The following is a 14,198-nucleotide window of genomic DNA, read 5'->3' as shown; positions in this document are numbered from 1 at the left end:
CGGGGACCTCCCCGTCAATTCCTTCATCCACCCTGCTGGACGCCCCATCGGACACCTCCATGATCGGGGCGTTGCTTCGACTGGTTGAATTCGCCGTCTACACCTCAGCCGCTTTCAGGACCCTCGTGACCAGCCTGGGCATGCGCTCATCCATGGGCCGCACCGGGGTCTGTTGGGACAACAGCATGGCGGAGAGTTTCTTCTCGATGCTCAAGAACGAGCGCGTATATCGGACCGTTTACGCGACCAAGACCCAGGCTCGAAGCGACATCATCCGCTACATCGAGGGGTTTTACAACAGCCGACGCCGGCACTCAGCGCTCGGTTACCGACGGCCCAACGAAGTCCACTATGGTTATCAGCAGCCAGCCCTGGCAGCGTAGACAAATCCACTAATTCCGCTGTCCGAAATCCCCGCAGCAGCCCATGTCGAGGACGCTCTCAAGAATGCCGCTGCAACTACCCTGATCCAGCCGAACGCAATCTGGCACTCCGATCGCGGAAGCCGTCGCCAAATACACCCACCCCTCCCACGTCCTCAGATACGTAATATCGCCCACCCAGACCTGGTTCAACGCCCCGGTGTCCCCCTTCCGTTTTACGGCGTCGACCGGGTAGGCGTCAGCGTGGTCGATGATCGTGGTCGTCTTCCACTTCTTCGGGCAGATCCCCGCCAATCCCAGTCGGCGCATGGTCGCGGCGACGGTCTTGCGGGAGATGATCTCGCCGCCCGCGCGCAGGTCGGCCAGGATCCTTGGGGCCCCGTAGACCTCGTGTTAACGCCGACCGAAAACAGGACCATTAACGCCGATTGAAAACAGGGCCACCGACCAGTATGGAAGGTGATCAATATGGACGATTGGGCGAAGATACGCCAACTGTTTTCAACGGGCGAGCACTCGAAGCGGGAGATCGGCCGGCTCGTCGGCGTTTCGCGGGGAACGGTGGAGCGGGCGCTGGAATCGGATCGGCTGCCGAAGTACCAGCGGCCTGCTGTGGGGTCGAGTTTCGACGCGTTCGCGCCGCAGGTTCGGGCCTTGTTGGCCGTAACGCCGACGATGCCCGCGTCGACGTTGGCCGAGCGCGTCGGTTGGCCCGGTTCAGCGTCGGTGTTCCGCGACAAGGTCGCTGGGATCCGGCCCGAGTACCTGCCGCCGGATCCCGCGGACCGCCTCGTCCACGAGCCCGGGGAGCAGGTCCAGTGCGACTTGTGGTTCCCGCACGAGCCGCTGCCGCTGGGCCACGGGCAGGAGGGCACGCCGCCGGTGCTGGTGATGACGTCGACGTTCTCGGGGTTCTTCCAAGCGTTGATGTTGCCGTCGCGGAAAACACCCGACCTACTCGGCGGGATGTGGTCTCTGTTGCAGGCTGCGCAGGCGGTGCCGAAGCGGCTCGTTTGGGACAACGAGACGGGCATCGGCAAGGGCAAGCTGACCGAGCCGACGGCCGCGTTCGCGGGGACGCTGGGCACCGAGGTCAAGCTACTCAAGGCACGGGACCCGGAGTCCAAGGGCATGGTCGAGCGGCGCAACCGGTTCTTCCGCTCGTCGTTCATGCCCGGCCGCGACTTCGCGTCACCCCAGGACTTCAACGAGCAGATGACGGCGTGGTTGCCGATCGCGAACTCGCGGCACTCCCGCTCGCGGCGGGCCCGGCCGATCGACTTGATCGCCCAGGACCGCGCCGCAATGCGGCCGCTCTCACCCGTGGTCCCGGACGTTCTGTTCCGAAACACGGTGCGGTTGCCCCGGGACTACTACGTTCGGGTGCACTCGAACGACTACTCCGTCGCGCCGGCGTTCATCGGCCGGCTCGTGGACGTGACCGCTGATCTCGAGCAGATCCACGTCGCTCACAACGGCGTCACCGTCACCACACACGAGCGCGCCTGGGCCCGGCAGCTGACCGTCACCGACCCCGACCACGTCACCCAGGCAGCCGTGCTGCGGCGCCAGTTCCAGACGCTGCACCGCCATCAACGCCCACAAGCTCACGTCGCGTTCGTCGAGACGGCGAGCCTCTCGTCCTACGACGACGTGTTCGGTGTTGACACCGGCCGCGGCCTGACCGACCTGGGCCTGATCGCATGAGCACCACGGCATCTCAGATCGAGTACTACGCCCGCGCCCTACGCGCACCACGGATCGGCGACGCGTTCCGGCGCCTCGGCGACCAGGCCCGCGACGCCGGCTGGTCGCACGAGGAATACCTCGCCGCGGTCCTCTCCCGCGAGGTCTCCGAACGCGAAGCCTCCGGCGCGGCACTGCGGATCAAAGCTGCCCGGTTCCCGGGCCAGAAGACGTTGGAGGACTTCAATTTCGATCACCAACCCTCTGCAGACCGGAACCTGATCGCGCACCTGGGCACGAGCACGTTCGTGACCGAGGCGAAGAACGTGGTCCTGCTCGGCCCGCCAGGCACCGGCAAGACCCACCTCGCCGTCGCACTGGGCGTTCAAGCCGCCAAACACGGCCACCGGGTCCTGTTCGACACCGCCACGGGCTGGGTCGCCCGCCTGCAGGAGGCCCACTCCCGCGGCAAACTCGCTGCGGAGCTGACCCGGCTGCGCCGCTACAGCGTCCTCATCTGTGACGAGGTCGGCTACATTCCATTTGATCAGGACGCCGCGAACCTGTTCTTCCAGCTCGTCGCGAGCCGATACGAACACGCATCGCTGATCATGACGAGCAACCTGTCATTCGGGCTCTGGTGCGACGTCTTCGGCGACCCGACCGTCGCCTCCGCGATGATCGACCGGATCGTGCACCACGCCGACGTCATCAGCCTCAAAGGCACCAGCTACCGGCTCAAAAGCCACCAGCCCGCGCCCGGTACGGCATAGTAGAAGCACACATAGTGGTCCTGTTTTCAAACGGCACTATTGGCCCTGTTTTGGGTCGGCGTTAACAGTCCTCGGCGCCTGCGGAACCTCCGTCGGAGCCACCGGCAAAGCCGCCACCTCCGCAGACGCCTTCACAGTCGAGAACTGCGGCCGCACGCTCGAATTCTCGGGTGTGCCGGCGGCCGCTGTGGGCCTCAGCCCCTCTCAGACCGAGTTGATGCTGCGTCTCGGCCTCGACGATCGCGTTGTGGGTCAGGCGCAGGTCGGCACTGCGGAGTTACCCGCCGATGTGGCTGAGCAGGCGGCCGGAATCCCGGTCCTCAGCGATGACGCACCGCCGACACGCGAGATCCTGCTCGGCGCCGAACCGGACTTCGTCTATTCCCCCACCGGGTACGAGTTCACCGCGGAGCAGGGCTTTGCGAGTATCGCCCAGCTCGAACAGGCCGGCGTCACCGCCTACACGGCAACCGGCGGATGCCTGGAGCGCCGCAATGCGGGAACGGTCGACGATATCTTCACCGACATCGACAACCTGGGACGTATCTTCGATGTTCCGGAGGCAGCGCAGACCCTGACCGACCGGGGACGCGCCGACCTCGACGCCGTCGAGGCAGCCATAGCCGGGGAAACCCGACTCAGCGTTGCCCAGCTCTACGTGGATGGTTCGTCGCTTTCCGCGATCGGTGCCGGCGTCGAATACGACATGATCGCCCTCGCCGGCGGCGAGAACGTGTACTCGCCGGATGACGCGGCTTTTGCGGACTTCTTTGCCGCGAGTATTTCACCGGAGTCCCTCGCCGCCGAAAACCCCGAGGCAATCGTCTTCGCCGTCAGCACGGAGCAGCAGGCCGCCGACACCGAGGATTACCTGCGTGCAACGTTCCCCAACCTTGCCGCGGTCCAGAATGACCGACTGATTTCGATCAGTGCCGCGGACGTGTTCCCCGGAACCCTTGGCAACATTCGTGTGGTGCAGCAGCTCGCGGCCGAGCTGTATCCGACCGCCTTCTAGAGAAAAGTCGCATCCGTCGCCCGAGGCTGACTTGGGCGACGGATGTCGATGATGCGGCCCGATGCCGCCAGCGTTGACGCCCGGTGCGCGATCGTGATCACCGTCACATCGGCGGGCAACCCTTGAACGAGGCGGGTCACGTCGCCTTCGGCGGTGGCGTCCAGGCTCGCCGTTGTCTCGTCCAGGATCAGGATTCGCGGCCGGACGAGTAGCGCGCGGGCCAGGCACAGCCGGGCCTGTTGCCCGCCCGACAAGGCTGTGCCGCGTTCACCAATGACGGTGCTCCTGCCGAGCGGCCAGGCGTCGATGAAATCGTCCGCGCCCACATCGTGGAGTACCGAGGCGATCTGGGCCTCGGTCGCGTCGGGTGCGGCCAGACGGAGGTTGTCGATCACGGTCCCGTGGAAGAGCAGGGCGTCCTGGCTGACGACGGCAACGGCAGTCCTGAAGTCGGCGTCGGAGATTTCGCCCAGCCCCACTCGGTGACCGTCCGAGGTGACGAGGTCGATCTGTCCCCGGTCGGGTGCCCACAGGCGAGACAGCAGGTGCGCCAGGGTGGTCTTTCCCGCGCCGGATGCGCCTCGAAGTGCCACCCGTTCCCCCGGTGCGATCGTGAGGCTGTAGTCCTCGAAGACGGGACGATCAATGGTGTACCCAAAGGTGAGGCCGACGACGTCGAGGCCGAGGGCACCGGCCGGCAGGGGTCGCGGCGCAACGACATCCGCGATCTCTGTCCTGCCGGCGATTCCCTCGAGCACCCGTCGCGCGCTGGCTCGGTGGGAATGCAGCTGGCCGAGAGTCGATCCGGCATCGGCCACCGGTCCGAGCACGGCGAAGCACCCCGCCATCAGCGGCGGCAGAACCGCGAGGCTCAGCTCGGGAGTTCCCATGGCGATGATGAAGAGGGCTACCGCCGTGCTCACAATGATGACGTCGCGAAGGCCCGCGGTCAGCACGACTGTCGCGTCGAGCTGGCGTTGCAGGGCGGCGCTGCGGCGGGTGAACCGGTCGAGGTCGTCGACCACTCGTCCCTGGAGCCCGAAACCGATGATTTCTCGCCGCCCGGTGAGGCTTTCGACGACCCGGGCCGACAGGGCGGAGCTGCACTCCTGGATGCTTTCGCCCAACCGGCGGGACCGTGTCACGAAGAGTCCGCTGCAGGCCAGGAGCAGCAGCACAGCCACCAAGACGGTCGCTGCCATGACCGGGTGAACGACGATGAGGAGTCCGATGCCGCCCAGAGCGACGATTCCGGTCGCGGCGAGCTGGGCGATCGTATGCGCGTAGAAGAATTCGAGCTTTTCGATGTCGCCCATGGCAGCTGCAGCCTGGTCACCGCTGTGTGAACGGCCCCCGCGATTGCTGCGCGACGGAGTGCTGCGGGCGAAGCCGTCAAACAGGCACATCCGCAGGGCCGCGAGAACGCGGTAGGCGAGGCTGTGCGACACGTCCATCTCCTGCCAGGTGAGGGCCGCCCGCAGCAGCACCCCGACCCCGAGCAGCATCCAGAAGCCAAGCGGCGGAGCACGATGCTCCACCACGGCGAGGCCCAACGCCCAAGCTGCACCCACCACCAGCGCCGCCAAGGCGAGGGAACTGAGCACGCTGACGGCGAAGGCCCAGGCGAGCCCTCGGGTCTCCCCGCGTAGGTAGGGCACCAACCCGAGGACCGGATGCCGGATCATGCTCGAACCGCCCGTTCGCGCTCCGAGAGCACGCCATCGTCGAGATGCAGGATCCGACCGGCGAAGTCGAGGGTTTCGGTGCGGTGGGCGATCATGAGGACGACCTTCGTTCGGGCGACGGACTGAAGCGTGGACATCAGATGATGCGCCAGGGAATCATTGAGGGCGCTCGTCGGCTCATCGAGAAGGAGCACCGGGCGGTCGGCGAGCAGGGCCCGTGCTACCGAGAGCCGCTGCTTCTGACCTCCGGAGAGGGAATCGCCGCCCTCGGCCAGGATGGCGTCGTATCCACCCGGCAGTGCCAGGATCTCATCGTGAATGCCGGCCGCGCGCGCGGAGGCGTGCAGATCGGCATCCGTTGCCCCGGGCCGGCCGACCGTGAGGTTGTCGCGCACCGAGCCGGAGAAGAGGTAGCTGCGCTGGGACACCACGCTCACCTGTGAGGCGCCGGCACCAGACCCGGCCACCGAGATGGAACCCGTTTCGGGCTGCAGATAGCCGAGAATCAGATCGAAGAGGGTGCTTTTGCCGGCACCGGACGAGCCGGTCAGCGCGGTAATCGTGCCGGGACGCAGGGTGCACGTGACGCCCCGCAGCACCGGAATCCCACTGGAATAGCCGAACCCCACGTCGTTCAGAGCGATGGCGGCCGTGCCGGAAACGACGTCGGCCGCTGCTAAGTCAGTACCGGTTCCGGCCCGCAGAGCATCGATCCCCGCGACAGCCGAGAGGCCGAGGTAGCCGGAGTGCCAGTGCCGTGACAGGTCTCGGATGGGGCGGAACAGTTCGGACGCCAGGAGCAGTAGAAGGTACACCCGGGCGGTCGGTTGACCGGCGCCGGTTGCTGCCAGCACGGCAGTCGCGGCGGCGCAGACGATCCCTGCCTGAATGGCGAAGTCGACCAATGCGGTATCGAACAAAGAGGTGCGCATGGTGGCGACCGTGGCCCGGTGTAGCTCGTCGGAACGTCGGCCGAGTCGCTCGCGGTTGCGCCCGACCGCGCCGATCAGCCGCAGGGTCTTCATTCCCTGAAGCGATTCGAGGAAGTCGGCGGCGAGGCGTTCGTAGCTGTCCCAGTGTGCGCTGCCGCGGCTTCGCAGCACCCGGTGCCAGAGGCGCGGGGCAAGTACAGCGAGTGCGAGGCAACAGCCGAGCACGAGTGCGAGCCAGGGGTTGAGTAGGGAGATGGCGACAAGGATCACCGGGCACAGGATGAACACCTGCAGGAGATGACCCACATACTTGCTCACATACACGTCGACGCCGTCGATGCCGTCCGTGATCGTGAGTCGTGCGATCCCGGCGCGTTCCGCAGTGTCGTGCAGCAGGCCGGGCGAGAGAGCTGCCCCGGTCAGGTCACGACGCAACCGCAGCCGAACAGCGGCGCCTAGGCCGTTGGCGACGCGCGCCTGGACGAGGTTCACCGCCACGCGCAGGACCGCGACTGCGACAATGCCGGCCAGCCACCCCAGAGCTGCTTCACCTCGACCGGCTACGAGTGCGGCCAGGGCCAGGGCTGTGAACCAGGCCTGGGCGAGATAGGTTCCCGTGCCGAGGACCAACAGTCCGGTCGTGCCGGTGAGGCGGAGGGGATGCTGCCCGGTGATCGCCCACAGGCTTCGGTTAAGCATCATCGGGTGGTGCCCCTTTCTTGTTAGAGCGCGATGCCTTGATCTCAGACGCTCAGCCGGCGATAGCGGGTGAGGCGGCGCAGTCCGTTTCCGGTGAGGTGTTCCGTAGCGGGGTGCAGGGCGTTCTGGAGGCGGTCGTGGACGGGCTGTTCGCGCAGGTTCATCCCGATCGCGACCAGGCAATCGGTGCCCGTGCCGGCAGGGTGGGCGGCGATGTGAATGTGGTGACCGACGACATTCACGGCATACCGGTGTTGATGCACGCCGGCGCCGATGGTGACAGTGCCCTTGATTCGGTAGACACCGTCGGGCGGGTGCTCGAGCAGGTCGACGAGTCGGCCGGGATCAACCGGGCCAGCGGCAGTCACTGTCACGGCATCGGCATGCGCGTGGGGTTCGTGGTTCTCATCGATGAGAGACGCGAAGGGAAGTTCTCCGTCGGGGGCCGGGTGCCGGGCTGCGTCGAATACGAGAGCGGGATCGATACGACCGTGGGTTGTCACAATGATGTGCGCTTGCGAATTGCGTTCGCGTACCCGTCGGGTGATTTTCTCGATCACCGCTGCCCGCCGCGCTGACGGAATGCGGTCGGTTTTGTTGATCACGATGAGAGTTGCCGCCGCATATCGTGCCGGCGGCAGAACACCGATGTCGATGGTGGTGAAGTGTTCGACGGCATCGATGACTTCGATGAGTCCTCCCGGGCGGACACGGTCTACGCCGCTGAAGCGGATCAGTTGGGCGAGAGCGGACGGGTCGGCAATACCACTGGCCTCCACGATCACAGCGTCCAGGCGCAACCGCGGCTGGGTCAGCTTCTCCAACGCGGCATCAAGACCGCCCGCATCCGGTAGGCAACACAGGCAGCCTCCGCTGATTGCCTCCGCCTCATCGATCTGCCCGATCACCAAACCGGCGTCCACGTTGATGGTTCCGAAGTCGTTGATGACCACGCCGAGACGTGCGTGCGGGGCGCGTAGCAGCGCGTTCAAGACTGTCGTCTTGCCGGCACCGAGGTGTCCCGTCAGCGCGATCACCGGGGTCTGCCGCATCACCGTGCTCGTCGCTGGTGTCCGACATCGCCGCTTAAGAGCTGCCCCGCGACGTGTGGTGTCCACCGATTGACCCTGAGCCTGGGCGCGACGAAGTCGGATGGCAGGTACTTGGTGGCCTGGCGGCTGCGGATCAGGAGTGCACGGATGATGGTCAGGTGGGGGAACTCGACCAGCATGCCGATGATGATGGCCGCGTAGATGAGGGGCTGATCGGGCAGGGCGATCATGGTCAGGGCGAGCATGAGCGGCGCGTTTCGGGCCGCGGTCGTCATCGTGAGTAGAGCATGTTCCGGGTAACGGAATCTGAAGATCCTTGAGAGTGTGTGGCCGAGAAGATAAGTGAGGGTGAAGAACACCACGACCGCGGTGAGTATGGTCGCGAACGCGCCCGCCCGGCCGAGGATCTCGCCGATATGAGTGGCGAATATCTCGACTATCACCACGGCAAGTATCCAGGGAATGGTGGCGCCGACAACGCGGAGGAGCCGGTCGAAAGCCGCTTCTGAGAGATACCGGGTGAGCACGGTGCGGGTGCCGACGGCGATGGTCACCGGGACGGCGAACCACAGGCCGATCGTCTGGACCATTGTGCCGGGATCCGCTGCGGAGGTGGTGCGGGCGAACAGCATGAGGACTAGCGGAAACAGCGCAAGCTGTGTGATGAGGTTCACGGGCAAGAGTACGGCGCCGAGGGCCGTGTTGCCTCCGGCCAGTCGGGTGAACCCGAGAAACCAGTCCGTGCACGGGGCCAGGAAGTAGATCAGGAGACCGGTGAACAGCAAGGGCTCTGCCGCCAGGAAGAGTGAGGCGATGGCGAACCCGACAATCGGGATCAGAATGAAATTCGCGCACCACGCGACCATGAGAAATCGCGGTGCCGAGCGTAATCGCCGAATATCGGAGAAACGCACCTCAAACAGGAGCAGGCACATCAACGTGAGCACGGTGGCGTCAACCCCTCCGCTGAGGACCTCGCCCGTGCGTGGGCTGACGGTCCCGAGAATGGAGCCAGCCACGATCGCAGATAGCAGCAGCGCCGTGAGCGCCCACGGTGTCTTCTCCAGCCTGCGGACGGAGGCAAAGCGCGTGGGTCGTGCGCCGGTGGGGTTCAGCAGGCGCATTCCACGCCGCAGCAGCTCAGATCGTCCGTCAGCATTCCGGCGGTGCGCCACGCTTCCAATCCAGAACAGTCCCGGCCAAGTCGTTCTCCGATCACCCGGGCAACATGCGCGAAGCGTTGGCGATACTTGTAGACGAAGCAGAATTTCAGGCTCCCGTGGCGCAGCGCGGCCCCCGTGAGGAAGAGCCCAGGGGTCAGGGTTGATTCGTCGTTGTCATCCAGAAGAGGCCAGCCATCCCCACGATCTTCGAACAAATGCGTGGCCGGGCCCAGTCCCGGTCCAAATCCTGTTGCCACGATGGGCCGGGAGTCAGCCGTCACAGCGGTTCCACCGGCAATGGGCACCGTGTAGAGACCCCCAGCATCAGGCCTGATTCCCGTTGCGCGGCCGGCGTCCGACAGGATCAGCCGACCGGTGGCAAGAGCTGACTTGACGCGCTGACGCGTACGCGGAGACAGGCGGAAAGACGGATCAGATCCGGTCCCGGCGTGCCACGGATGGTCCGGGTCGACAACCGTGACGCTGGAGCCCCCAGCCACGTGGAAACAGGCGACGTCCAGGCCGGACTCGTATCCGCCGACAATCACGACACGGCCTGATCGGGCCGTCCACGCCGCCGCGGTGGAAGAATGGTCGGCGTGCTCGCCGCCGGCCATTCTTGGTTGACGCGGGTTATGAAATTCGCCGCCCGCCCAAACCACCGTGCGGGCCACAACCGGGCCCTGACTGGTTTCCAGGGAGAATCCCTCAGCCGTAGCCGTGATCGTGGTGACTTCGGTATTGGGCATGACGGGCACCGCAAAATGCTTAGCCACCCCTCGGAGATACCGGGCGTACTGGGCACCGGTCGGGTAGTCAACACCCAAACTGAACGCCGGGGATGTGTCCGGGTGCACGGAGTTCAAATCTGTCGCCCCGAATCCGTTGCCCGTGAAGGATGGCGTCAGGAAAGTCACCTGCTCCGGCCACTGCAGAAACGTTTCTCCCAGTTGACCACGCTCGACTACCCCATGGACCAGTCCCTCCACGGCCTGAAGCGCAACCGCGGTCCCAATGCCGGCGGGCCCGGCACCGATGACGAGAGTGTCGAGGATTGCACGATCGTCCCTCACGCTAGCCCTGTCGGGCCTTCAGCCGCGGGTTCTTCTTGTTGATCACGAATACTCGGCCCCGTCGATGCACGATCTGGGCGCCGGGGAGCTTCTTGAGGGCTTTGAGCGAATTCCGTACTTTCATGGCAACTCTTTCCTATTGAGAATGAATATCAATTAGGGTAGCAGTCATGACCATGTCGCCTTTTCTCACAGTGAACCTCGTCAGCGGACTTGCCGGGGCCGGTAAATCGTCCACCGCCAGGGCCAGCGGCACCACCAGCATCAGCCTCGACGGATCCGACCACAGCACCGTGCACGACGCCATCGCCCGCGTCACCGCGGCCGAATTGATGCTGGAGATCCACCCGTCCGCAGTCCCGATCGAAGTGGCGATTTCGGTAGTCGCTGCCAGTGACGACAGAACATTGCGCCCCGGAAGCGAAGCCCTCCGCGTCGGCAATTTCGTCAGCGTGCTGGATGCGTCCACGTTCTGGGCAGACATCCGTAGCGACGCTCTCGCGCCGCTTCCTGCCGTTCCCTGTGCCACACATGGCGAGCACGATCGCACGGTTGCCGATGCGCTGGTCGAGCAGATCGAATGGGCCAGCGTCGTAGTCATCAATAAGACCGACCTCTCGTCCGCCGCCGACAGTGCTGACCTGCGTGACTTCGTGCGGCTACTCAACCCCTCCAGCCATGTCGTATTCGCGCGGCACGGGCGCAGCTCGACTGGCCCCTGGCTCCCACCCCGAGAAAACATGCTGAACTGGCTGCAACAAAGCCCCGGCTGGATTCGGCAGCTGAATGGTGAAGGGCTGCTCACCTCGAGCCGAACCGGGCTCGGATGCGTCGTCTACCGTGACCCCCGACCATTCCACCCGGGCCGACTGGCCGACTTCCTCAGCGCCCGGACCACAGAATCGGGCGAGATCCTTCGCTCCCGGGGCCTCTTCCGTCTCGCATCCCGCCCCCACATTGTCGGCTCATGGAACAGCGCCGGCCCAACCATCGGCTTCGAACCGACAAGCATGGGCAGCCACGACCCCGAATCGCCCTGGGGCCAGGAGATCGCCTTCTTCGGCAAGGACCTCGACGCTGCCCGGCTCACCGCTAACCTCGACGCCTGCCTGCTCACCAATCGTGAATTCGTCGGCGGCCCCATCGAATGGAAATGCCTCGCCGATCCGTTCCCCGACTGGGACGTCGATAGCGACTCCACCCCCACCACATAACATCCACGCAGACAGCACAGAACGGATGCCCGCCATGAAACACACGGACGTTTCATCGCCCACCGGCCCCGGAGCCAGCGGTCCGTTCGTCGCGCTGTGTGCGGGACACCGCTGCAACGCGCTCCACCGGCTGGCCGATGGCCATGACGGCACCGACCGGTTGCGGTCAACAATCGCGACCGGCAGAGGTGCAGTCCTCGTCTCCACAGAATGCCTGGGAGCCTGCGCCAACGGAGCGGTGGCCGCGGTGGCCCGGCGCGACGGAAGCACCGGGAAGACCGGGCCGGCTGTCTGGCTGGGCGGCATGGATCAATCCGACGCCCTGGACGCCCTCCTGACCTGGATAGCATCCGGCGGCCCACCACTCATCGATATGCCGGCAGACGACGTCCCTCCCGCCCTGCATGACTCAGTCCTCGGGATCGGCAACCCCATCCGAACGACCGCTCCCAAGCGTTGACGCCAAGGCGGCACGCCTCCCGGCAAACGGCCTGACGAGGGCAGGGCGAGGAAAGCGGCACTAGGGATGGAGACCAACCGCCAGCAGTTGGTCTCCCCGTGCGCCGCTAGAGTCTCAGCATCGTCGGGTTAGTAGTTAGTGCTCATCGTAGTGACCTGCGTGCTCGGCGTGCTTGTGGCCGTCGTGCACGAAATCGGTGTGGTCTCCGTGGCTGACGGATTCGTGGCCACAGTCAGGCCCGTGGGTGTGATCCTCGACCGTGTGCTCCGCCACCGACTCGTGCTCGTCATAGTGATCCTCGTGCAAGGCATGGTGGTGTGCGCCATGAACGTAGTCGGTGTGGTCGTCGTGCTGAATGGCCTGATGCCCGCAATCGACACCGTGCTCATGCTCCGACAGGGTGTGCTCTGCGTGGACTTCGATCGTCGACATAATCGTCTCTTTCTCTCTCGGGTGTGTGTTGGTGGTCATCCTCGAGGACGTGAAGGATCGCGTCCTCAATGATGTGAGCGATGTGACGATCCGCAATCGAGTACGTCGCTTCTCGCCCAGTCCGGCTCACGGAAACCAGCCGCGCCGACCGCAGCGTCTTGAGATGCTGCGACATGAGCGGCTGTGACAGACCCGTCGCGTCTACCAGAGCAGACACAGTCATATCGGACAGAGCAAGCAACCGCAGCACCTCCAGTCGAGCAGGAGCGGCCAGCGCTTTGAAGATATCTGCCGCCTCGAGTACACCAGGACCGTTTGCCATGACCCCAGAAAATCACATACATGCGCGCATCGCAATGTATTTATCTAATTAGGAATGACTCTCAGAAACCGCTACGAACGCAGATTCGAAGCCGATTTGCCCCCGTTCCGGAGCCAGGGGAGTGGCTTTGGGGGAATGTTTCTGGGACTCCTTTGGTTAGCGATCTGATGTCGTTACCCATTCCGCGCCGGCCACCGTGCTCACCCGACCGTGGATGCGCCTGCGCGACGCGGCGATCCGGCAGCGCCTCGAACTGGGCCCCAGCTGGACGCCGAGTCGGTTGATGTGCACGCGCCGCTTGCGGCCGCCGCGTCTGTGTCGAGCTCGCGCGAGGCGAATGCGCAAACCAGCTCTAATACCCTCGCCGCGGTGGCATCGCTGGGCCCGGGCATCCCGGCACTGGTGCTGGCACCGTACGGCGCCGACCGGCTGCTGCCGATCGACACGCCGCCGTGGTAAGTGGCAGTCCTTCCGGTGGCCGCCGGGTGTGGATCATGGGCGCGGCGGCGGAACTCACGGGCTGCTCGGGTTACTCGTTTTGGCCGGGGTTCTCGCGCCGTCGTAAGTGGGCGGCACGCCGAGTTGACAAGCGCCGACGGATACACCTTAATGAGAATCATTCTCAATGAATACCTCATTGTCATTGCTTCCCTGAAAGGAAGTCTTCGCATGTCCATTGGTTCCTCCACGCTCACTCCGCGTCGTGCTCAGCGCACTCTCGGTTTCACCGTTTTCGCCCTCGCGGCCGCGTTCTCCCTCGCTCTTGGCGTTTCGACGCCGTCCTTCGCCGCCACGGGCGCGCAGACCGGCGAGTGGGATGTCGTTGCTACGTCCAACACGCAGTCGCCGAAGCTCAAGAGCTACGAGCATGAGGCCGCAGTCTGGGACACGGTGTCCGCCTCGAGCGCCTCGTTCTCGGTTGGGTCCGGCAAGGTCATTGATGAGTCCGAATCGGCCACGACGCCTGTTTCGGGCGGCGGCATCCGTTTTGAGAACACCGCCACCACGTCGAAGAAGGTCACCTTCACCTTCGCGGTCCCCGCCAATGTGGGGCTGAAGATCCAGGCCGGTTCGAGTGCTCCGATCGTGAACACCGTCGCGGCCTCGGGCGTGCGCACGGCGACGTTCGTACAGACCGTCGCCGCCGGGACCACCTTCCATGGCCACTACACCTGGACCTTCTCCGGTAGTGGGACGGCGACGGCAGCGAACATCGGCGTCACCGCCGCTATCACCGCGGGCGCTTCGGGTGGCTCGACCGTCGGCAACTACTCGGCGTCGCAGACGTACCGCTTCACTTTCTAGCCCA

Annotated in this window: 15 protein-coding genes and 1 pseudogene; 7 read left to right on the top strand and 9 right to left on the bottom strand. The window is 65.1% G+C overall.

All coding sequences use genetic code 11. The annotated features are described in order from the left end of the window. The coding region (locus RCH12_RS16125) for an integrase core domain-containing protein (protein WP_327017550.1) at positions 1 to 383 on the top strand (383 nt) is incomplete at its 5' end. 9 nt (positions 384 to 392) lie between these two features. On the opposite strand, the pseudogene RCH12_RS18575 reads toward RCH12_RS16125, so the two are convergent. After that, positions 393 to 761, bottom strand: a pseudogene (locus RCH12_RS18575) (IS3 family transposase); the annotation flags it as partial. A gap of 90 nt (positions 762 to 851) precedes the next feature. On the opposite strand from RCH12_RS18575, the gene istA reads away from it, so the two are divergent. From istA to RCH12_RS16110, 3 genes are all read left to right on the top strand, one after another. Then, entirely contained in the window at positions 852 to 2,090 is a 1,239-nt protein-coding gene (gene istA / locus RCH12_RS16120; protein WP_327017549.1) for an IS21 family transposase, read from the top strand. Then, the gene (gene istB, locus RCH12_RS16115; protein ID WP_327017548.1) at positions 2,087 to 2,842 is read left to right on the top strand and encodes an IS21-like element helper ATPase IstB; all 756 of its coding nucleotides are present in this window, start codon (positions 2,087 to 2,089) and stop codon (positions 2,840 to 2,842) included. Before istA ends, istB begins: the two co-directional genes overlap by 4 nt. Before the next feature lie 172 nt (positions 2,843 to 3,014). After that, positions 3,015 to 3,857, top strand: a complete 843-nt coding sequence (locus RCH12_RS16110; protein ID WP_327017547.1) for an ABC transporter substrate-binding protein — start codon at positions 3,015 to 3,017, stop codon at positions 3,855 to 3,857. On the opposite strand, the gene RCH12_RS16105 is transcribed toward RCH12_RS16110, so the two are convergent. The 6 genes from RCH12_RS16105 to ykgO are packed head-to-tail and all read right to left on the bottom strand — an operon-like array spanning position 3,854 to position 10,585. Further along, complete coding sequence (locus tag RCH12_RS16105) at positions 3,854 to 5,542, bottom strand: ABC transporter ATP-binding protein (RefSeq protein WP_327017546.1); 1,689 nt, start codon at positions 5,540 to 5,542, stop codon at positions 3,854 to 3,856. The two genes, RCH12_RS16110 and RCH12_RS16105, sit on opposite strands and share 4 nt — an antisense overlap. Beyond that, entirely contained in the window at positions 5,539 to 7,176 is a 1,638-nt protein-coding gene (locus tag RCH12_RS16100; RefSeq protein ID WP_327017545.1) for an ABC transporter ATP-binding protein/permease, read from the bottom strand. The genes RCH12_RS16105 and RCH12_RS16100 overlap by 4 nt, the downstream gene beginning before the upstream one ends. 41 nt (positions 7,177 to 7,217) lie before the next feature. Beyond that, complete coding sequence (locus tag RCH12_RS16095; RefSeq protein ID WP_327017544.1) at positions 7,218 to 8,210, bottom strand: CobW family GTP-binding protein; 993 nt, start codon at positions 8,208 to 8,210, stop codon at positions 7,218 to 7,220. 14 nt (positions 8,211 to 8,224) lie between these two features. Beyond that, positions 8,225 to 9,349, bottom strand: coding sequence for an arsenic resistance protein (locus RCH12_RS16090; protein ID WP_327017543.1), 1,125 nt, complete (start codon positions 9,347 to 9,349; stop codon positions 8,225 to 8,227). Then, on the bottom strand, positions 9,337 to 10,461 hold the full coding sequence (locus RCH12_RS16085) for an NAD(P)/FAD-dependent oxidoreductase (RefSeq protein ID WP_327017542.1): 1,125 nt from the start codon (positions 10,459 to 10,461) through the stop codon (positions 9,337 to 9,339). The genes RCH12_RS16090 and RCH12_RS16085 overlap by 13 nt, the downstream gene beginning before the upstream one ends. Position 10,462: 1 nt before the next feature. Continuing rightward, entirely contained in the window at positions 10,463 to 10,585 is a 123-nt protein-coding gene (gene ykgO, locus RCH12_RS16080; RefSeq protein WP_088455075.1) for a type B 50S ribosomal protein L36, read from the bottom strand. A 46-nt stretch (positions 10,586 to 10,631) separates the two neighbouring features. On the opposite strand from ykgO, the gene RCH12_RS16075 reads away from it, so the two are divergent. Both RCH12_RS16075 and RCH12_RS16070 read left to right on the top strand, forming a co-directional pair. After that, positions 10,632 to 11,675 carry a GTP-binding protein gene (locus tag RCH12_RS16075; RefSeq protein WP_327017541.1) on the top strand — a complete coding sequence of 348 codons (1,044 nt, stop codon included), beginning with the start codon at positions 10,632 to 10,634 and terminating at the stop codon, positions 11,673 to 11,675. A gap of 34 nt (positions 11,676 to 11,709) precedes the next feature. Beyond that, a complete protein-coding gene (locus RCH12_RS16070; protein ID WP_327017540.1) occupies positions 11,710 to 12,135 on the top strand; it encodes a (2Fe-2S) ferredoxin domain-containing protein in 426 nt (141 codons plus the stop codon). A 135-nt stretch (positions 12,136 to 12,270) separates the two neighbouring features. Here RCH12_RS16070 and RCH12_RS16065 read toward each other — a convergent pair whose 3' ends face one another. Both RCH12_RS16065 and RCH12_RS16060 read right to left on the bottom strand, forming a co-directional pair. After that, a complete protein-coding gene (locus RCH12_RS16065) occupies positions 12,271 to 12,567 on the bottom strand; it encodes a hypothetical protein (RefSeq protein ID WP_327017539.1) in 297 nt (98 codons plus the stop codon). Then, positions 12,521 to 12,889, bottom strand: a complete 369-nt coding sequence (locus RCH12_RS16060) for an ArsR/SmtB family transcription factor (RefSeq protein ID WP_327017538.1) — start codon at positions 12,887 to 12,889, stop codon at positions 12,521 to 12,523. Before RCH12_RS16060 ends, RCH12_RS16065 begins: the two co-directional genes overlap by 47 nt. 669 nt (positions 12,890 to 13,558) lie before the next feature. Between RCH12_RS16060 and RCH12_RS16055 the strand changes: the two genes are divergently transcribed. Continuing rightward, entirely contained in the window at positions 13,559 to 14,194 is a 636-nt protein-coding gene (locus tag RCH12_RS16055; RefSeq protein WP_327017537.1) for a hypothetical protein, read from the top strand. Positions 14,195 to 14,198: the final 4 nt, after the last annotated feature.

The sequence above is a fragment of the Cryobacterium sp. MP_3.1 genome (assembly GCF_035984795.1).
Lineage (GTDB): Bacteria > Actinomycetota > Actinomycetes > Actinomycetales > Microbacteriaceae > Cryobacterium > Cryobacterium zongtaii.
The sequence above is the reverse complement of the archived record's forward strand: the minus strand, read 5'-3'. Positions and strand labels throughout refer to the sequence as shown.